We start from the raw sequence: 19,513 nt of genomic DNA, 5'->3' as shown, positions 1-19,513 counted from the left end.
TGCCTCTCCCTTCTGTGCCGCGCGCCTATGCACGGGGCAGTACAAAATTTTCCATGGCGAAAGCCCAGCCGTCCTGCGTATTGGACCGCGTCACGAAACGGGCATGGGCCTTCACGTTATCGGGCGCGTTGCCCATGGCGATGCTGACCCCGGCTTCCTTCAGCATGGGGATGTCGTTGTTCATATCCCCGATACACACCGTATCCCGGATATCAATATCCAGCAGTTTTGCCAGTTCTTTTGCCGCATAGCCCTTGTTCGCCCGCGGATGCGTAATATCAAGGTAAATGGGCGAGGACTGGTGTACGCTCGCCTTGCCATCCAGCAGCTCCGCAAGCTTGCGTTCCACGCCCGGCAGGCTGGCGGGATCAGACGAGACCCCCATGATCTTGCCCACATTCTCATAATGCCCGGCAAAATCGTCTACCCGCACCGGAGTTGTCTGCACCACGTCGCGTTCATGACGGACCTGCGGCGTATCGTCGCGGCGCACCAGCCAGTCATGATCGATGTACAGCCACGGCTCGACCCCGTGGGCGATCAGGAATTCAACCGCTGTCCGGGCCGTTTCCGGGTCAAGGGACAGCCGTTCACGGATCGTGCCGTCGGGATCGCAGATCAGCCCGCCATTCAGCCCGGCGATGGGGGTATCGATGCGCAGTTCCCTGACAAACTGCATCATGCCGCGTGGCGCGCGGCTGCTGACCAGGCTCAGCCTGATCCCGGCCCTGCGCACATCATCCGCCGCCTGCCGTGCGGCGGGGGTCAGCCTGCGTTCCGGTGTAATCAGGGTGCCGTCGATATCGGATACGACAAGGCGGACGCCGCCTGCGGGGGCAACGGGTGGGGTCATGGGCATTATCCAATCTTCAGCCAGTGGCGGTGGTCACGGGCCAGCAGGGCGTCGGCCGCTTCCGGCCCCTCGCTGCCAGCCGCATAGAAATCAAGGCTGCGCGCGTCCTGCCCCCAGTCCAGCACCGGCTGCACGGCGCGCCACCCGGCCTCGATATTATCGGCGCGCTGGAACAGCGTGGCATCCCCGATCATGCAGTCATAGATCAGGGTCTCGTACCCCGTGCTCGGCCCTTCGCTGAACCATTCGGCATAATCGAACTTCATCCGCACGCCACCCAGCCGCACGGACGGGCCGGGTATCTTGGCGGAAAACTGCATGGTCACGCCTTCGGTCGGCTGGATATGGATGACCATGATGTTGGGGGCCAGCTTGTCCACCGGCGTGTCGCGGAACAGCGCATAGGGGGCCGATTTGAAGTGGATGGCGATTTCGGTCTTGCGCGCGGCCAGCCGCTTGCCCGTGCGCACATAGAACGGCACCCCGGCCCAGCGCCAGTTATCGATCCGGAACTTTATCGCGATATAGGTTTCGGTCAGGGAATGGGGGTCAACGCCGGGTTCCTGCCGGTAGCCGGGCACTTCTTTCCCGCCCACGACACCCGGCGCGTACTGCCCGCGCACCACGTCCTGCGGCAGCAGGGGATGGATGGCGTCCAGCACCTTGGTCTTTTCATTGCGCACGGCATCGGCGTCGAACGAAATCGGCGCTTCCATCGCCGTCATGGCCAGAAGCTGCATGACATGGTTGGGCACCATGTCGCGCAGGGCGCCGGTGCCTTCGTAGAATTTCGCGCGCTGTTCCACGCCCACCGTCTCGGCGGCGGTGATCTGTACGTGGTCGATGTTCTGGCGGTTCCACAGGGGTTCGAAAAACCCGTTGGAAAACCGGAGTGCAAGGATGTTCTGGACCGTTTCCTTGCCCAGGTAATGGTCGATCCGGTAGATCTGCTGTTCCGTCAGCGTGCGCAGCAGCCGTTCGTTCAGCGCCACGGCGGATGGCAGGTCGCTGCCAAAGGGCTTTTCCACGATGACGCGGCGGAAGGTATGCCGTCCCTCGCGCACCAGCCCCGCCTCCCCCAGCCGGTCCACGATGGGGCCAAAGAAACGGGCGGCCACGGCAAGGTAGAATATGCAGTTCTGATCGCCCACCACCGTGGCGATGTCCTGATAGGTCCGCATGGTTTCGAAATCGCCGCGCACGTAGCGGATGCGCGGCTGCATCCACGCCCATATGTCCTCACGCAATGCCACGGCTTCAGCGCCCCGGCGGGCGGCGAAATCCTCCAGCGCCGCACGGACATTCTGCTGTAGCTGCGCATCGGTCAGGTCGGCGCGGTCAACCGCGACGACGCTGAACCCGTCATCCAGCAGCCCCGCGCAGGCAAGGTTGTATATGGCAGGCAGCAGGAGGCGGCGTGTCAGGTCGCCCCCGCCGCCGAAGATGACAAACGACCCCGGCGGGCTGCGCCTGGGGGCGGCTTCATGCCCGGGATCGCCAACCTGTGATACCGCCGAGGCAATGATGTTTTCCATTATACTGCTGTCCCTGGACTGTTTTCCGCCTGTATTCCGTCCCCCGGCTGTTCCGGTTGCAGTCATTGAGCGCTGTCGTCTTGTCCGGGAACAGCCGGGACCCAGCATGCGTAGCACCCTGGCGTCCCGTCAGTTACCAACCGTGCGTCAGGTCAGTTATTCGTACCCTCAATGTGACCGCCGAAGCCGAAGCGCATGGCGGACAGCATCTTTTCAGCAAAGTTGTTGCCCGTGCGTGAACGGAAGCGCGTGAACAGCGACGCGGTGATGACGGGCACCGGCACCGCTTCCTCGATCGCGGCCTCGATGGTCCAGCGGCCTTCGCCGGAATCGGCCACGTCGCCCTTGTAGTTCGACAGGTCGGGGTTGCCCGCCAGCGCGCTGGCCGACAGGTCCAGCAGCCACGACGATACGACACTGCCACGCCGCCAGACTTCGGCAATGTCGGCCATGTTCAGCTCGAACCGCTGGTCTTCGGCAAGGTCGGTCGAGTTCTTTGACTTCATCACGTCAAAGCCTTCGGCGAAGGCCTGCATGATGCCGTATTCGATGCCGTTATGGACCATCTTCACGAAATGGCCGGACCCTGCGGGACCGCAATGCAGGTAGCCCTGTTCCGCGCGCGGGTCGAAGCCGGGCTTGTCGCGGTTCGGGGTACGCGGGATATCGCCAATCCCCGGCGCAAGGGCCGACAGGATGGGGTCGATGTAGTCGGTGGCGTCCTTGGTGCCGCCGTACATCATGCAGTACCCGCGCTCCAGCCCCCATACGCCGCCGGACGTGCCGACATCGATGTAATGGATGCCCTTCTTCATCAGCTCGGCGGCGCGGCGGATATCATCCTTGTAGAAGGAGTTGCCGCCATCGATCACGATGTCGCCCTTGCCCAGCAGGCCGCCAAGTTCCTGCACCGCCGCTTCCGTCACCGCGCCCGCGGGCAGCATGAGCCAGACCACCTTGCGGCCCGACAGCCTGCCCACCATGTCCGCAAGCCCGGTGGACGGGATGCAGCGCCCGCCTTCGCCCTGCCCGCACACCTTTGCCGTAACGGCGGGATCGCGGTCGAAGGCCACCACGTCATGGCCATGCCGGGTCAGGCGGATGGAAATGTTGCCGCCCATCTTGCCAAGGCCAACAATACCGATCTGCATAATCAAACACTCCTGGAAGGGGGGATAGGATAGGGCCTTAGTCCTACCGCCCTGGCGGTCATTGCCCAATGACCCCAATCAAAAAACCCGCCCCTTCACCGGAAGGGACGGGCCAGCATGCGGTCAGACCGCGCGGGCGATATCCTGCCCAAGTTTTTCAAGGCCCGCCTTCAACGCGCCACGGATATGTACGCGCAGCACGCGGCGGCCACGTTCGGCCAGCACCTCCATGTCGCCACGGGCCTGCGCTTCCTTGACGATGCTGAAGGTGTATTTCTCACCCGGCACCGGCAGGTTCACTTCGTCGTCACAGGTAATCTGCAGGAACACGCCCGTGTCGGGGCCGCCCTTGTAGGCCTGCCCGGTGGAATGCTGGAAACGGGGGCCGAATTCGGCGGCCGTGGCCAGCTTCAGCGCATCACGCAGGTCCAGGCGGACCTTCTGTATCCACGCGCGCGTCCATGTATCACGATCGATATAGGCCAGCAGCGCAACATAGTCGCCTGCCTTGCCACGGGCGAAATGGGCCTTCAGGATCGCCTCCGCCGTCTTGGCGCCGCCCAGCGCCGAAGCGTTCTTCGGATCGGCATAGAAGGCGAACGGACCATCCTTGGCGAAGGGTTCATATGGCGGCAGCCTGCCGGTTTCGTTATAGGCGGTGGTGATCTTCTTGGTCTCGATCTTCGATTCCTCGACATCGGGCTGGTTGAACGGGTTGATCCCGATCACGGCACCGGCGACGGCGGTTGCGAATTCCCAGCGGAAGAATTCCTCCAGCACCTGACGGCGTTCATGCAGTTCGATGGTCACGACCGGCTCACCCGCCTCGACCAGCGCGGCAAAGGCCGCGTCCTGCTTCGGGCAGGGGTCTTCGGCCAGGCGCAGGTAGGCAAACACCCGGTCCTTTCCATACACGCCCGGCTTGCCGATGGTCTCGTCATCAATGGGGATCAGGCCGCGGCCATCCTTGCCGGTCGATTCCGCAATAAGCTGTTCCAGCCATGCGCCCATGTCGTAAATGCCGGGGGATGCGATGATGGTCACCTTGTCGCGCCCGAAATCACGCGCGGCGACGCCCAGCACGGCGCCCAGCACCACGCCGGGATTCTGCGCGGGCGGGACGGAGGCGGCGCAGGATTTCTCGCCACGCTGGGCTGATTCCAGCAAAAGCTTCAGCGGCAGTCCGGCGACGGCGGCTGGCACCATGCCGAAATCGGACAGCACGGAATACCGGCCACCGATCTGCTTTTCACCGTAGAAGATTTTCCAGAACCCGTCCTTCTTCGCCACGTCTTCCATGTGCGAACCCGGATCGGTCACGGTGATGAAGTGCGAACCCGCCTTGTCACCCAGCACCTTTTTCGCCTGGTCGAAGAAATAGGCCTTGAGGATGTTCGGCTCCAGCGTGCCACCGGACTTGGACGAGACGATGAACAGCGTCTTGCTGATATCGATCTTCTTCCCGAAATCACGCACCTGCTGCGGGTCGGTGCTGTCGAGCACGTACAGGTGCGGGAAGCCTTCGTGCTTGCCGAATGTCTGCGCCAGCACTTCGGGGCCAAGGCTGGAACCACCCATGCCCAGCAGCAGCGCATCGCGGAAGCCGCGCGCCTTCACCTCCGCCTGGAAATCCTCGAACTTCGACAGGGCGGCCACCTGGTCATCGGTGATGTCCAGCCATTTCAGCCAGCTTGCCTCGTCCTTGCCGGTCCACAGGGTTGCATCCTTGTCCCACACGCGGCGGACATTGCCCTTCTTGCGCCATGTCTCCAGTTCCGCATCAACCGCCTTCTGCAGGTCGGCAGGCAGCCTGAGCGCGGTGGAGGTGACCTTCCTGCCAAGGAACGCCGCCTGCTTGGCCGCGACCGAACCCAGCAGGTCATCAAACGCATCGGCGAAGGAGGCCACACCCTCATCCACCAGCACCTTCGTGACGCCATCAAGGTCCAGCCCGAGGCGCTGGGCTTCAGCCATCACTTTCCTCGCACCCTCGACATCCTGCGTCAGGGTGGGCGCGACCTTGCCGTGGTCACGGAAGGCGTCGAACGTGGCGGGCGGGATGGTGTTGACGGTTTCGGGGCCGATCAGGCCATCCACATACAGCACGTCGCTGAAGGACTTGTCCTTCGTGCCGGTGCTGGCCCATAGCAGGCGCTGCGGCTGGGCGCCGGCATCGGCCAGCTTTTTCCATCGCGCGCTGGCCGTAACGTCCTTCCAGTGCTCGTACGCCATCTTGGCGTTGGCGATCGCGACCTTGCCGCGCAGCGCCTTCAGCGCGGCACTTTCCTTGTCGCCCTTCGCCACGCGGGCGTCGATTTCCTTGTCGATCTTCACGTCGATGCGGCTGACGAAGAAGGACGCGACACTGGCGATGCCCGCGACACTCTCGCCACGGCCAAGGCGGTCCTCCAGCCCGGTGATGTAGGCTTCCAGCACCTTCTTGTAGGCATCGATCGAGAACAGCAGGGTAACGTTGATGCTCAGCCCTTCGGCAATGGCGGCGCGCACGGCGGGCACGCCTTCTTCAGTGCCGGGAATCTTGATCATGAGGTTGCGGGCACCGACCGCCTTCCACAGGCGCAGCGCCTCATGCAGCGTGCCCTTGGTATCCCGCGCCAGATAGGGCGACACTTCAAGGCTGACGTAACCGTCCACGCCCTTCGTCTGTTCATAGACCGGATACAGCACTTTGGCTGCCGCCCGGATATCGTCCACGGCCAGCAGTTCGTACAGCGCGCCTGCATCAAGCACCTGGTGCGCCAGCACCGAACGGATCTGGGCATCGTAATCCGTGCCCTGCCCCATGGCCTTCTGGAAGATGGCGGGGTTGGAGGTCACGCCCTTCAGCCCGTCTTCATCAACCAGCTTCTTCAGGCTGCCATTTTCGGTATAGGAACGCTGGATGAAGTCCAGCCACGGGGACTGGCCATAGCGGGCCAGTTCCTTCAACGGATTTTCGCTACCAGATTCTTGCGCACTCATGCCGTGCTTCCTTTGCTTGCCGACAGCGCGGGCAGGCCCCGCGTCGCCAATACTGCGTCCTTAAAACAGCAAGGCAGGCGGAACGCGCTGTCCCGCCTGCCTGCCCATCCTTACCTATTTGCCCGCCTGCCTGCGGGCGGCGGCCACCACGGCGTCAACCGTGAAACCGAATTTGACTTCCAGCTGCTCCGCCGGGGCGGAGGCGCCAAAGCCGTGCATCACGATCGTCTCCCCCGCCAGGCCGGTATAACGGTCCCAGCCCAGCGCTGCCGCCTGCTCCACCGCGACACGCGCGGTGATATCGGGCGGCAGGACGCTGTCGCGGTAAGCCTTGGGCTGGGCCTCGAACAGGTCCCATGACGGCATGGAGACAAGGCGCGCCCTGATCCCGTCCGCCTTCAGCTTTTCCCCGGCCTTCACGATCAGGCCGACCTCGCTACCCGTTGCCATGAGGATGACATCGGGACGCCCATCGGTATCCGCAAGGACATAGGCCCCTTTTGCCAGACCTGTTGCTGGCGCATAGGTCTTGCGGCAGATGGTGGGCAGGTTCTGGCGGCTCAGCGCCAGCACGCTGGGGCGGTCGGTCAGCCGGACCAGCGTGCGCCAGGCTTCCGCCACCTCGTTCGCATCCGCCGGGCGCAGCACGGTCACGCCGGGGGTGGCGCGCAGCTGGGCCAGCTGTTCGATGGGCTGGTGGGTCGGGCCGTCCTCGCCCACCCCGATCGAATCATGGGTGAAGATATAGGTCACCGGCAGCTTCATGAGCGCCGAGAGCCGGATGGGCGGCTTCATGTAATCGGAGAAGATCAGGAAGCCCGAGCAGTAGGCGCGGATGCCATACAGCGCCAGGCCGTTGCTGATCGATCCCATCGCGTGTTCGCGCACGCCGAAATGCAGGTTGCGCCCGCCATAGGTCCCGCCCCATTGCGGCGGCTGGAAATCGCCCGCGCCATCGAACGTCAGGTGCGTCTTGGTGGACGGCGACAGGTCGGCCGAGCCACCGATCATCCACGGGTAATTCTTCGCGATCTCGTTCAGCACCTTGCCCGAGCTTGCGCGGGAGGCGACGCCCTTGGCGTCCGCGTCGAATACCGGGATGTCCCTGTCCCACCCTTCGGGCAGGGTGCCGGCGAAGATATGGTCAAGCTGGGCCGCCTCATCGGGATATTTGGCGCGATAGGCCCTGAACAGGTCGTCCCATGCCTGCGACGCGGCAGCACCCCGCGTGGCGATGCCCACCTGGAAGTGTTCGGGCACGCCGTCGGGCACATAGAAGCTTTTGTCTTCCGGCCAGCCGTAGAATTTCTTGGTCTCGCGGATTTCCTCGACACCCAGCGGGGAGCCGTGCGCTTCCGCCGTCCCGGCAAGGTGCGGCGCGCCCCAGCCGATGATGGAATGGACGATGATCAGCGTGGGCCGCGAGGTCTCGGCCTTCGCTTCGGCCAGCAGGCGGCGCATGTCGCCGGTGTCGTTGGCGTCCTTCAGTTCAAGGACATGCCAGCCATAGGCCTCGAAGCGTTTGTGCACGCTTTCGGTAAAGGCGATGTTGGTCGAGCCTTCGATGGAAATATGGTTGCTGTCATAGATCCATGTCAGGTTGCCCAGCTTCAGGTGGCCCGCGATGGACGCGGCCTCGCTGGAGACGCCTTCCATGTTGTCGCCATCACCGCACAGCGCATAGATATGGTGGTCGAACAGCCTGAACCCGGGGCGGTTATACCGCTCGGCCAGCCATTTTTCCGCGATCGCCATGCCGACGGAGTTACCGCAGCCCTGGCCCAGCGGGCCGGTCGTGGTCTCGACGCCAGCGGTGTGGTGGTATTCCGGATGGCCGGGAGTGAGCGAGTCCAGCTGGCGGAACTGCTCAAGATCCTCCAGCGTCAGGGCGGGCCGGTCATTGCTGACCCCGCCGGGGCGCACATCGCGGATACCGGCCAGGTGGATCAGCGAATACAGCAGCATGGAGGCATGCCCGATCGACAGCACGAAACGGTCACGGTTGGGCCATAGCGGGTTGGCCGGGTCATAGTTCAGCACATCGCGCCACAGCGTATAGGCCACGGGGGCAAGCGCCATGGCGGTGCCGGGATGGCCGGAATTCGCCTTCTGCACCGCATCCATGGACAGCGTGCGGATGGTGTTGATGCACAGCGTATCGATATTGGTGGGCATTGCGCCACCTCCTTCAGGTGCCATCACGGGGGATGTTGTCAAAGAACGCATGGAAGACCGGCCTCCTTACAGCCATGGTCGTTGTCCTGATCGGGCCGGGCCTGCTGCCTGGACACAACAACCTTTCTTGTTTTTCTTTCCATTCCACCCGCACCCGGGCCGCCCACTGATGGATAGCGCGGAGCGCAAGGAAACAAAGGCTTTTCACGGCACGCACCTTCTCACGACCTTCGGGACGGAACAAGCCATCTCATCAAGCCGTTACCCGCGGCCCGGGGGAACAGGCCGCCGTGCCCCGCCATTCCCTATGACAGCGCATGGCTTCCCACCCGGTTGCCTGCGCGTCCTGACGGCGCACGGGCGTGGAATTTGACACGGCCCCCCGCCTCCCCCACCAGATCAGGGCCACGCACCGTCCGCCGATGGAGACCACGCATGCCCCCGCTACCCGCCAGCGACCACACGGATGGCGCCCGCTTTTTCAATCCCCCCGCCATCCGCCCCGACGCCGCGCCACCGGGGCGGATGCGCCGGATGTCCATCCTGAAATGGCAGTGGAACCGGCCGAAATCGGACTGGCCCGCGTGGATTGAAAATCCCCTCCCCACCGGCGACCCGCACGCCCTTCCCGCGCCGGGCACCGCACAGGTGACGTTTATCGGGCACAGCACGTTCCTGATCCGCCTGCCCCGCCCCGATGGCACGGCGCTGGGCATCCTGACCGATCCCATTTTTTCCATGCGCTGTTCGCCCTTTTCCTTCATGGGGCCAAAGCGGGTACGCGCGCCGGGCCGCGCGCTGGCCGACCTGCCGCGTATCGACGTGGTGCTGGTGTCCCACGCGCATTACGACCATATGGACCTGCCCACGCTGCGGGCCATCGCACGGCGCGGGGATGACCCGCTGGTGGTGACACCGCTGTGCAATGCCCGCTTCATGCGCAAAACCGGGCTGAAACGCATCATGGAACTGGACTGGTGGCAGTCCGTGGCGATCACGGGGCTGCAGATAACCTGCACGCCTGCCCGCCATGGCGCGGCCCGCACCCCGTTTGACCACAACAAAAGCCTGTGGGGCGGGTTCATGCTGCATGATGACGCAGGACACCGGCTGTTCTTTGCGGGCGACACGGCCCATGGGCGGCACTGGGGGCTGATCCGTGACCGCCTGGGCGCACCCGATATCGCCTTCCTGCCCATCGGGGCCTATGACCCGCGCGCACTGATGGCGGGCGTGCATACCACGCCCGAGGAAGCGCTGGAGGGCCTGCGCCAGCTTGGGGCGCACCATGGCATCGGCATGCATTTCGGCACGTTCCGCCTGACGGACGAACCCATGGATGAGCCGGTGCGCAGGCTGGCCCGCGCCATGCGCGATACCGGCCTGCCGCCTGATGTGATGGGGGTCATGGAACACGGGGAATGCCGCGCCATCGCATGGCGGCAACCCGGGGACGCGTGACGGCCCGTATGTTCTTTTCAGCCGAACCGTCCTATGATCCGCCGCACCTGACGGGACCGGCCCCCGCCCCCGTTTTCCGCAACCCGACCAGCGAGGCAGGCACATGAGCAAGACAATCGCCAGCGGCGACCCCGCCGCCGCCGCACCCGAATCCTTCAGCAACGCGGAAATCGAGACCCTGTTCCTGTCCGCCGCCCGTGACGGGCAGACAGACCTGGTAAGCGAATTCCTGAAAGCGGGCATCAACCCCGACACCCGCAATGACAAAGGCTACACCGCGCTGATCCTGGCGGCCTATAACGGCCATGCCGAAACCGTGCGCGCGCTGCTGGCGGGCGGGGCCGACCCCAACCTGCAGGATGCAAAGGGGGCGACCGCGCTGGCTGGTGTGGCGTTCAAGGGCGACCTGCCCTGCGCGCGCGTGCTGGTTGACCATGGCGCCGGAATTGACGTGCCCAATTTTGTCGGGCGCACGCCGCTGATTTTTGCGGTCATGTTCAACCGTGACCCCATGGTGACCTTCCTGCTGGAACATGGCGCCAACCCCGACCTGCGTGATGGCGAGGGGATCAGCGCGCGTATCCTGGCCACCCGGCAGGGCAACGCCGCCCTTGTATCCGCCATGGGCCGCCCGGCCCCGGCGCAGGGCTGACCTGCTTTCCCCCTGACCCGACCCGCGCCCGTATCCTGAACGCAGGGACGGGCGCGCCTGTTTTCATGATCCTGACAATCTGGAATTCACCCTGATGAGCCGTTTCTGGAGTCCTGTCGTCCACACCCTGACCCCCTATGTGCCGGGGGAGCAGCCCAGACTGGCCAACCTGATCAAGCTGAATACCAATGAATGCCCGTACGGTCCCTCGCCCAGGGTGCTGGACGCCATACGGGCGGCGACCAATGACACGCTGCGCCTGTATCCCGACCCCACGGCGCAGGCGCTGTGCGCCGCCATCGCGCGCACGCATGATATCCCGGCCGACCACGTTTTCGTGGGCAATGGGTCGGACGAAGTGCTGGCCCATACCTTCCAGGGGCTGCTCAACCATGACGCGCCGCTGCTGTTTCCCGACATCACCTACAGCTTCTACCCCGTTTACTGCGGCCTGTATGGCATACGGCATGAAACGGTGCCGCTGGATGATGACATGCGCATCGACATTGCCGCCTATCGCAGGCCGTGTGGCGGCATCATCATTCCCAACCCCAATGCCCCAACGGGAATCGCACTGGGCCTGGACGCCATCCGCACCGTGCTGACGGACCATCCCGATGCGGTGGTGGTGGTGGACGAAGCCTATGTCGATTTCGGCGCGGAGACGGCGATCACGCTGGTGGGCCGGCACCCCAACCTGCTGGTGGTGCGCACGCTGTCCAAATCCAGCGCGCTGGCGGGATTGCGGGTGGGCTACGCCATCGGGCAGCCCGACCTGATCGCGGCCCTGACCCGTATAAAGGACAGTTTCAATTCCTATCCGCTGGACCGTCTGGCGCAGGCGGGCGCCATTGCCGCGATCGAGGATCGGGAATGGCTTGCAAACACCCGCGGGAAAATCATAAGCTCACGGGACAGGCTGACCGACAGCCTGGGAAAGATGGGGTTCGCGGTCCTGCCATCACAGGCGAATTTCATATTCGTCCGGCACCCGGACCGTGATGCCGCATACCTTGCCGCCGCCCTGCGGGAACGGGCAATCATCGTGCGTCATTTCCGGACCCCGCGCATTGCACAATGGCTACGCATCACCATTGGTACTGACGCCGAATGTCAGGCCCTGATAGCGGGACTGGCTGACGTGCTGGCGCAAAACGGGGGTTAGCCCCCGGTTCATCACGTATCCGCGCCCGCCCGACCTGCCGTGATGGCAGGCGGGGCCGGTACGTGCCGTCCGTCTTTCCACCCTACGATCGACAACTCATTTCCTGGACCCGAGGTCCACAGGACACTTATCATGCGCGCATTCCACGGACAGATGTCCGACAACCAGCCGATCCGTCGCACGCTTGCTGAAAAACAGAAGCAGCTGCGCGACCTGCGTGAAACGCTGGCCACCATGAAATCGCATACATCCCCCGCCCTGCGCGAAAGCGTGCAGAAGCGCATCCGCCAACTGGAAAGCGAAGTCAGCGCCGCCCCCGCCCTGAAGGCCGGGGAACAGCGCAATACCCCCCGCCCCAGCGGCACGGACCGGCCACGCAGCCCGCGCAGGCGGCCCGAACGCAGCATCTGAACAGGCAAAGGAAAGGCCGGCCCCGACAGGGTGCCGGCCTTTTTCATGCCCCGTCGCCTGTCAGGGCAACGGGCCGGACATTTCCTGCCCCTATGCCCGTCGCATCGGTTAGCGACTGTTTGAAAACAACTGACTGATAAATAAAAGTTCTTTTGTGCCACCTTTTTCAAAAAAGGCGGCGTTCTTTCGAAGCTTTCTGGAAAAAGCTTCACCAGAAACTTCTTCATAATTGGCAATCCTCACCTGTTGCCCGGTTCCTGCCCATACGACAGGTTGTACCAGCCAGATGGGAAATCGCCCTGAACCACAGCGTTTCAGGCTGCGCCTGTGACTACACCCGCACTTTTTCAGGGCAATAAAAAACGGGCCTGCCTTGCGGCAGACCCGTTTTCCACCCGTATCGGAACAACCGACCGGCTCAGGATCAGTGACCGGCCGTCACTTCTTCCGCCACATCACCGCGTGCGGCAGCGGTGTCAATATAACGACGGGCTTCCGGTGAGACGGTCAGCACCAGCGTCAGCAGGGCCGATGCGGCATACAGGCCGGAGAAGATCCAGATGATCCCCTCGATCCCGTGCCAGTTTTCAAACCACGTCACGATGGCCGGGCCAACCCACGTGCTGGCGCCGGCACCCAGGCCAAGGGCGGACAGGGCGGCGGCCTTTTCCTTCGGGCAGATCTGCGGCACCAGGCCGGATAGCGGCACGAAGGCGGCAATCGTCGCGCCATACAGCGCGCCCATGGCGGCCGCGATGGGGAAGTTGCCGGGGAACATCTGCGGCACGTAGTAGAACAGCGGCACGGTGATCGCCGCCCCCACGCAGCCGAACAGGGCGACAACGGTGCGATGGCCCAGACGGTCCGCCGTGATGCCGGACACAAGGTTCACCAGGATGTTCGACAGGAAGATGATCGACAGGAGCTGCAGCCACTGCGACAGCGAGAAGCCGATGACCTTGGTGAAGAATGCCGGCATGATGACCAGGAACGCATATTCGGACGACGTGTTGATGGTCCGCACGATCATGGCGACAAACGTCTTGGGTTCACGCCACAGGATGCTGATCGAACTGAAGAAGATCGTGCCGGGCCTGGTGCCCGCCGGGGCAAGGCGGCGGGAGCCGATGGGTTCGCGCGTCATAAGCAGGGCCAGCAGCCCACCGAACATGACCAGCGCCAGCGAGGACCAGAACGTCGCCATTTCGCCGATCAGCGGAATGGAGAAGCTGGCGAACAGCGACCCCAGCGTGGGCAGGCCGCCCGAGAACGCGAACCAGAACCAGCCCGCGGCCGAGCCGAGCTGGCGCGGCGGGGTGGCGGCGGCGATCCACACAAGGAAGCCGTATGTGAACAGCGGATAGCCAAAGCCACGCATGGTGTATGCGGCCAGCATGATGGGATAGCTGTTCACGGCCACGCCAAAGGTCAGGAACGCGACCTCGAACACGCCCCATATGGCAAGGCCGATCCACATGACCCGCTTGGGACCCCACAGGTCGGACAGCGGCCCCGACGCCCATGAGGACAGCGAGACGGTCACGCCATAAATGGTAAACAGCAGCGCGGTATCGCGCGATGAAATGCCCTGCCCCTCCAGATAGGGGGCCAGGTAGCCGGCCTCGACACCATCACCGATCATGAAGAACAGCAGGCCGACAAAGCCCCAGAACAGGGGCGCCGGGATGCCAAGCCTATCAGCTATGGACGTTGATTCGGACAGATTGTCTGTCTGTTTCAAGGGGAGATTCTCCTCTTTCACAGGCAGCCGACACGAAGATGAGGGGCTCCACCTCATTGTGGAGCGTCGATGCAGGCTGCGTCCGCACAGTCCGGATTTCCGGCAAACACCAGTGCGGAACCTCAGTTTCACAAGTTCGGGCGTGCAGTCACCCGGACCGGCTACAGCAATGCGGGAACAGAAAGGGTGGCGCCAGCGCCAAAACGCCAGCGCATCATGCCTGGCAAACCTGCTTCCCCATAAATGCCACCGGCCAAAAGTCGTCAATCCAGCAGAAAACGCACCGATTGGTACGGCTGCATAGCAATATCGATGAAAAAAACACCCGCTCACACCTGAAGAAAGGCACAACCGCGTGATCTCCCACCACCGGAAAGACCATGAATTGGCTGGATATACAAAATCGTTGCAGTTGCGGACGATTTCACAGTGATCCGATAGTCTCCAACCTCCATACGGATACAAAAAATATATTCAGTGGGTTCAATCTATACTCAAAAACTCCCGAGAATGTAAGGGAAATCTCGAATTTTCGATACGATTCGGATTTTTCCCTTATTATATCAGCAGATTTCAGATCATATTTTTATGCATACGGTATATGCATCACGACCGGACAGCACCTTCCGTCCCGGGTGGGTTCCTGCCATAGTCACCCTTCCCGCCCGCGCACGGACGGGGCCGCACCCCGGTGCGGGACAGGCATTGCCTGCTGCACCCTCCCATGCCGGGGCATGGACAGACGGAACGGTTACGGTGAACATCAATTCCATACGCCTTGCCGCATTGCCGGTTGCTTTGCTGCTTTCCCCCGCGCTGGCCTGCGCGCCCGCCCATGGCCAGAGCCTGGCCACACAGAAGGTGCAGCGCGCGATGGATGTCCTGCGCCTGAAGCCGGACCTGGCCAGCAAGACCTGCCTCGACAAGCTTGAAGACCTGCACAAGATGGAAAAGGTCATTGAGGAAGCGGGGGACAGTGCGCACAACCCCAACCTGTCGCTGGCGCACGACATCATGGAATCCGATTACGAGGACGCAACCGAATCCTGCGTGCCAGACGCCGCCAAGCTGTGCGCCGCCCCCGGCAAGCTGGCCAGTGCCAACCAGAAAAAGCTGTGTGACGCGCTTGATGCGATCATGTCGGTCGACGGGTCGGATGAAGGCGAGGAAATCGCAACCCCGCCCGAGGGCACGTCCTCCGACTGAGGACGCGCCCCGCTCCGGCTCAGGACAGCCGCGCCAACAGGTGCAGCCCTTCCGCATTGCCCAGCACGGCCGATTTTTCCGCCCGGTTGAGTTCACGCAGGGCGGTGGCCAGGTCCGGCGCCTCGCGCAGTTTCAGCAGGCCGACCAGCAGGGCCGGATTGATCGGGTCACCCGGCCTGCGGGGCGGCGGCAGCATGATTTCATGCACCTTCAGCAAACCTGCCCGCGCGCGCAATGCCGCCACCGCATCCTGCACGGGCTGGCCCGCCATCTGCGCCATGTAGGCCACGGCCGCGCGCAGGACCGGCGGGGGGGCGGTTTCCTCGGGTATCAGCAGCAGGTGGGCACGCCGGAACGCCTGCCCCACGGCCGCGCTGCCCGTCAGCACCGCCAGCGGTATGGCGCAGACCAGCCCCAGCGTGACCGGCAGCATCCACAGGAACAGGGGGAGCGAAACACTCCACGCCGCCGCCGCCAACGCGATACCCAGTATGGTATGGACCATGTACAGCCGCACGTTCTGCATGACCTGCAGGCCGCCGGCATCACGCCGCTGCGCGTTCCACCCCGAGTCACGGCCCAGCAGGATGGAAATGACCCCCGCCGTCTGGATCATCATGGCGACAGGGGCCAGCAGCCCCCCCACCACCGTTTCCACCACGATGGACGCCGCCGCCGCAATCGCGCCGCCGCAGCCGCGGCGCAGCGGCCCGTCAACCAGCAGCAGCAGGTAGGCCAGTATCTTGGGCGCCAGCAGCACGCCCATGGTGCCGATGAACATGTATTCCGCCTGCACCGGGTCAACATGTGGCCAGTGGGGATAAAGCAGCTTGGTATCGCCAAAATATTCCGGCTTGTAGAACCGGTTCTGCAGCGAGACCACGATCCCCACCAGCAGGAAGACCAGCCATAGCGGGGCCGTGACATACGACCCGATGCCCATGAGCATGTGCATGCGGCTGATCCAGTGCAGGCCGCGCGCCGACACCACCTTGGCATGCTGCAGGTTGCCTTGGCACCACCGGCGGTCGCGGATGGCGATGTCGGTCAGGGATGGCGGGCTTTCCTCGTACGATCCGGCCAGGGCGGGCACCATGTGGATGGCCCAGCCGCCCCGGCGCATCAGCGCCGCTTCCACGAAGTCATGGCTCATGATCGCGCCACCAAAGGGCTTGCGCCCCGGCAGGTGCGGCAGGCCCGCCTGTTCGGCAAAGGCCGCGGTGCGGATGACCGCGTTATGGCCCCAGTAATTGCCTTCCGACCCGTGCCACCATGCAATGCCATGGGCGATCAGGGGACCGTAGACGCGGCCTGCGAACTGCTGCATGCGGGCAAACAGCGTCTGCCCGTTGACAATGACCGGCAGGGACTGGATCAGCCCGACACCGGGATTGCGCTCCATGGCCGCCGTCAGCCGCACGATCACGTCGCCCGACATGACGCTGTCGGCATCCAGCGTGATCATCTGCTGGTAGGCCGCGCCATAGGCGCGCACCCATTCGCCGATATTGCCCGCCTTGCGGTCGGTATTGAGCGCGCGCCGGCGGTAAAACAGCCGCCCGCCCCAGCCGGTGGCGCGGCACAGGGCCATGTAGGCGGCTTCCTCGGCCACCCACACATCGGGGTCCGTGGTATCCGACAGGATGAAAACGTCAAACGCGCGTTCCTGCCGGGTGGCCGCAAGGCTGTCGATGGTGGCGCGCAGGCCGGCCATGACACGGCCGGGGTCCTCGTTATAGGTCGGCATGAGCAGCGCGGTACGGGTGGCCAGGCGCGGCAGCGCGCCGCCGCGCTCGATCCCCAGCCCAAGCCCGCCATGCGCCAGCATGGAGCCAAACCCCGCAAGCGCGGAGGTAAAGGCCAGCGCGATCCACAGGAACAGCGTGACAAACAGCACCAGCATCACCATGCCCGCCACCGAGCGCTGCACGGCATTGAACACCAGGTCCATTTCGTAACCGGCAAGCCCGGTCATGACCACGGCGCCGCCGATCACCAGCAGGCGGCGCAGGTGGATCATCCGCCATTCGGTGGGCGGCACCGGGCCACGCCCATGCAGGTCGGGCGCGGCCCCCAGCGGATGGACCGGCATGTCCAGCGGGGCTGCGGGCGGCAGGGCGCGCCACCCCTGCGGCAGCAGCGGCGCGGGCTGGCCCGCCGCCGGGCCGGATGGCGCGTTCGCGGCTAGGGTGTCCATCGATAGACCCATTCTTCCGACACTGGTCCGTTGTCGTCGGCCAGCACGCAGTTCAGTTCCGCCACCTTGGCGTCACCGGGCGCGAATTCGAACGTGCTGCGCCAGCCATGGATGGGGGGAACCGGCTCGACCACCACATTGCGGATTTCACCTGCCGACGTACGGCACTGCAGGTGGAAATGCGGTTTTTCAGGCAGGGTGTCGAAGGGTGTGCCCACAAAATCGAGGTCAAAGAAACGGGTATGCGAATCATCCGTCGCCTCCCCCACGCGGGTGGCGGAAATACGGGCCAGCTTGGTGGGCCATGGCGTATCCCACCCCCAGTACATGCGATAGGTGAACACATATTCATGCCCCGCCGCCAGCGCGTCCTGCGGCCGCCAGAAGGCGACGATATTGTCATTCACCTCGTTCGGGGTCGGGATTTCCACAAGGTCCACCGACCCTGCCCCCCAGTCCCCGATCGGTTCGATCCACAGCGAGGGGCGCTTTTCATAATTCAGCGACACGTCCTCGAAATCGGTAAAGGCGCGCTTGCGTTGCATCAGGCCAAAGCCGTGCGGGCGCACGTCACTGAAGGCGGAAAACTGCAGGTCGCGCGGGTTGCGCAGCGGCCGCCACAACTGCTGGCCACTGCCCGTCCACATCGACAGGCCCTCGCTGTCATGGGCGGCGGGGCGCCAGTCATCCACGCGCGTACGGTCATTGGCATCGAAATAGAACATGCCCGTCAGGGGTGCTATGCCGGATTCCGCAATCGCCTTGCGAGGATAGAGATAGGACTGGACATCAAAGACCGTCGTCTCACCGGGGCGAATGGTGAAGCGGAACGCCCCCACCAGGGATGGGCTGTCCAGCAACGCGTGGATGACCACGCTATCCACGCCCGCCTTGGGCTTTTCCAGCCAGAAGGCGCGGAACAGGGCGAATTCCTCCCCCTTCGGGTCGCCGGTCCCATTGGCGAAACCACGCGCGGACAGGCCATAATTCTGCCCCTTCGCCACCGCGCGGAAATAGGACGCGCCAAGGAAGACGCAGAATTCCTCCATCACGCCGGGCGTATTGATCGGCGCGCGCAGCCGCAGGCCGGCAAAGCCGATATCCTCGCTCACCCGCAGGGCGGGATCGTTATAGGTGAACATGTCGGGGCTGAAGGCAATGGGCCGGGACTGCCCGTCAATGACTTCATTCATGTCGATGCGCGGGGCATACAGGTAGCCACGCGGAAAGAATTCGACATCGAAGCCCAGGTTCTCGCCATGCCACAGGGCCTGTTCCGAACGGAAGGCCATGGAATTGTACTGGTCGAAATTCAGGTTACGCAGCGCGGAAGGCAGGGATTGTGACGGGGCCTGGTATGCCTGCTGCGACAGCTGGTGCGCCAGCGTGCGCACCGTGGTGGAATCGAAATTGCCACTCTGCGTCGCGCGGGCGGGGCGCGTGGCGCCCATCCCCGCCAGGGTCACGGCGGACAGGGCTGTTCCCGCTTTCATGAAATCACGTCGTAACACTGAGTTTAACTCCAGTTCATTCTTCTTGTTTACTTGTCCAAACGTATTGGCACATGATTTTTACCAATTGGCAAAAATGATGCCGGAACACCCCTGATCACGGCTGCCTGAGGCTTTTTCACGGCGGGGGCGAACACATGGCCGCCAAGGTTTCCAGCGGTCCCTGCACGGCGACACGCGCGGAGTGTTCGATTTCACGGTACAACCGCAATACGGCTTCACCTTCGGGCGACAGGCCGGCCCCCCCGCCCCCGCCGGGCCGGGCGGAGACCAGCGGCCGCACGAAGGTCGTGTTCATGGCCTCGACCAGCAGCCACGCGCGGCGATAGGACATGCCCATGGCCCGTGCCGCGGCCGAAATGGACCCGGTCTGGCCAATCTGTTCCAGAAGCTTGATCTTGCCATGCCCCAGCAGGGGCGAGCCATTCGCGTCCACCCGTAATGTCAGGCGCATTTCTGTCATGGTTTCAAAA

15 protein-coding genes are annotated in these 19,513 nt (G+C 63.8%); 5 read left to right on the top strand and 10 right to left on the bottom strand.

From position 1 onward, the window contains the following. Positions 1-25 precede the first annotated feature (25 nt). The 5 genes from CFR76_RS07315 to tkt all read right to left on the bottom strand — a co-directional run bounded on the left by CFR76_RS07315 (position 26) and on the right by tkt (position 8,747). On the bottom strand, positions 26-859 hold the full coding sequence (locus tag CFR76_RS07315; RefSeq protein WP_208623948.1) for a Cof-type HAD-IIB family hydrolase: 834 nt from the start codon (positions 857-859) through the stop codon (positions 26-28). Further along, positions 859-2,388 carry a glucose-6-phosphate dehydrogenase gene (gene zwf / locus CFR76_RS07310; protein ID WP_110556547.1) on the bottom strand — a complete coding sequence of 510 codons (1,530 nt, stop codon included), beginning with the start codon at positions 2,386-2,388 and terminating at the stop codon, positions 859-861. The genes CFR76_RS07315 and zwf overlap by 1 nt, the downstream gene beginning before the upstream one ends. A gap of 152 nt (positions 2,389-2,540) precedes the next feature. Then, positions 2,541-3,539, bottom strand: coding sequence for a phosphogluconate dehydrogenase (NAD(+)-dependent, decarboxylating) (gene gnd, locus CFR76_RS07305; RefSeq protein ID WP_110556546.1), 999 nt, complete (start codon positions 3,537-3,539; stop codon positions 2,541-2,543). A 123-nt stretch (positions 3,540-3,662) separates the two neighbouring features. After that, positions 3,663-6,521: a bifunctional transaldolase/phosoglucose isomerase gene (locus tag CFR76_RS07300; protein ID WP_110556545.1), complete on the bottom strand. Its 2,859-nt coding sequence runs from the start codon at positions 6,519-6,521 to the stop codon at positions 3,663-3,665. Between the two features lie 114 nt (positions 6,522-6,635). Then, complete coding sequence (gene tkt, locus CFR76_RS07295) at positions 6,636-8,747, bottom strand: transketolase (protein WP_110556544.1); 2,112 nt, start codon at positions 8,745-8,747, stop codon at positions 6,636-6,638. 384 nt (positions 8,748-9,131) lie between these two features. Here tkt and CFR76_RS07290 point away from each other — a divergent pair, with 384 nt between their 5' ends. From CFR76_RS07290 to CFR76_RS07275, 4 genes are all read left to right on the top strand, one after another. Next, the gene (locus CFR76_RS07290; RefSeq protein ID WP_110556543.1) at positions 9,132-10,157 is read left to right on the top strand and encodes an MBL fold metallo-hydrolase; all 1,026 of its coding nucleotides are present in this window, start codon (positions 9,132-9,134) and stop codon (positions 10,155-10,157) included. 103 nt (positions 10,158-10,260) lie between these two features. Beyond that, the gene (locus CFR76_RS07285; protein ID WP_110556542.1) at positions 10,261-10,809 is read left to right on the top strand and encodes an ankyrin repeat domain-containing protein; all 549 of its coding nucleotides are present in this window, start codon (positions 10,261-10,263) and stop codon (positions 10,807-10,809) included. A 94-nt stretch (positions 10,810-10,903) separates the two neighbouring features. Beyond that, positions 10,904-11,974, top strand: a complete 1,071-nt coding sequence (hisC, locus tag CFR76_RS07280; RefSeq protein WP_110556541.1) for a histidinol-phosphate transaminase — start codon at positions 10,904-10,906, stop codon at positions 11,972-11,974. Positions 11,975-12,106: 132 nt separating this feature from the next. Then, positions 12,107-12,385, top strand: coding sequence for a hypothetical protein (locus CFR76_RS07275; protein ID WP_110556540.1), 279 nt, complete (start codon positions 12,107-12,109; stop codon positions 12,383-12,385). Positions 12,386-12,493: 108 nt separating this feature from the next. Here CFR76_RS07275 and CFR76_RS18695 read toward each other — a convergent pair whose 3' ends face one another. Both CFR76_RS18695 and CFR76_RS07270 read right to left on the bottom strand, forming a co-directional pair. Next, the gene (locus tag CFR76_RS18695) at positions 12,494-12,628 is read right to left on the bottom strand and encodes a hypothetical protein (protein ID WP_264986463.1); all 135 of its coding nucleotides are present in this window, start codon (positions 12,626-12,628) and stop codon (positions 12,494-12,496) included. Between the two features lie 181 nt (positions 12,629-12,809). After that, a complete protein-coding gene (locus tag CFR76_RS07270; RefSeq protein ID WP_110556539.1) occupies positions 12,810-14,126 on the bottom strand; it encodes an MFS transporter in 1,317 nt (438 codons plus the stop codon). A 756-nt stretch (positions 14,127-14,882) separates the two neighbouring features. On the opposite strand from CFR76_RS07270, the gene CFR76_RS07265 reads away from it, so the two are divergent. Further along, positions 14,883-15,332, top strand: coding sequence for a hypothetical protein (locus tag CFR76_RS07265; RefSeq protein WP_110556538.1), 450 nt, complete (start codon positions 14,883-14,885; stop codon positions 15,330-15,332). A 19-nt stretch (positions 15,333-15,351) separates the two neighbouring features. On the opposite strand, the gene mdoH is transcribed toward CFR76_RS07265, so the two are convergent. The 3 genes from mdoH to CFR76_RS07250 all read right to left on the bottom strand — a co-directional run bounded on the left by mdoH (position 15,352) and on the right by CFR76_RS07250 (position 19,503). Then, positions 15,352-17,529 carry a glucans biosynthesis glucosyltransferase MdoH gene (gene mdoH / locus CFR76_RS07260; RefSeq protein ID WP_110556537.1) on the bottom strand — a complete coding sequence of 726 codons (2,178 nt, stop codon included), beginning with the start codon at positions 17,527-17,529 and terminating at the stop codon, positions 15,352-15,354. Beyond that, complete coding sequence (locus tag CFR76_RS07255) at positions 17,517-19,022, bottom strand: glucan biosynthesis protein (RefSeq protein WP_110556536.1); 1,506 nt, start codon at positions 19,020-19,022, stop codon at positions 17,517-17,519. Before CFR76_RS07255 ends, mdoH begins: the two co-directional genes overlap by 13 nt. 136 nt (positions 19,023-19,158) lie before the next feature. Further along, the gene (locus tag CFR76_RS07250; RefSeq protein ID WP_025439659.1) at positions 19,159-19,503 is read right to left on the bottom strand and encodes a winged helix-turn-helix domain-containing protein; all 345 of its coding nucleotides are present in this window, start codon (positions 19,501-19,503) and stop codon (positions 19,159-19,161) included. Between the last annotated feature and the right edge of the window lie 10 nt (positions 19,504-19,513).

It is taken from the genome of Komagataeibacter swingsii (assembly GCF_003207895.1).
Classification (GTDB): domain Bacteria; phylum Pseudomonadota; class Alphaproteobacteria; order Acetobacterales; family Acetobacteraceae; genus Komagataeibacter; species Komagataeibacter swingsii.
Note: the sequence above shows the minus strand (reverse complement) of the source record. Positions and strands in the feature narration are given on the sequence as shown.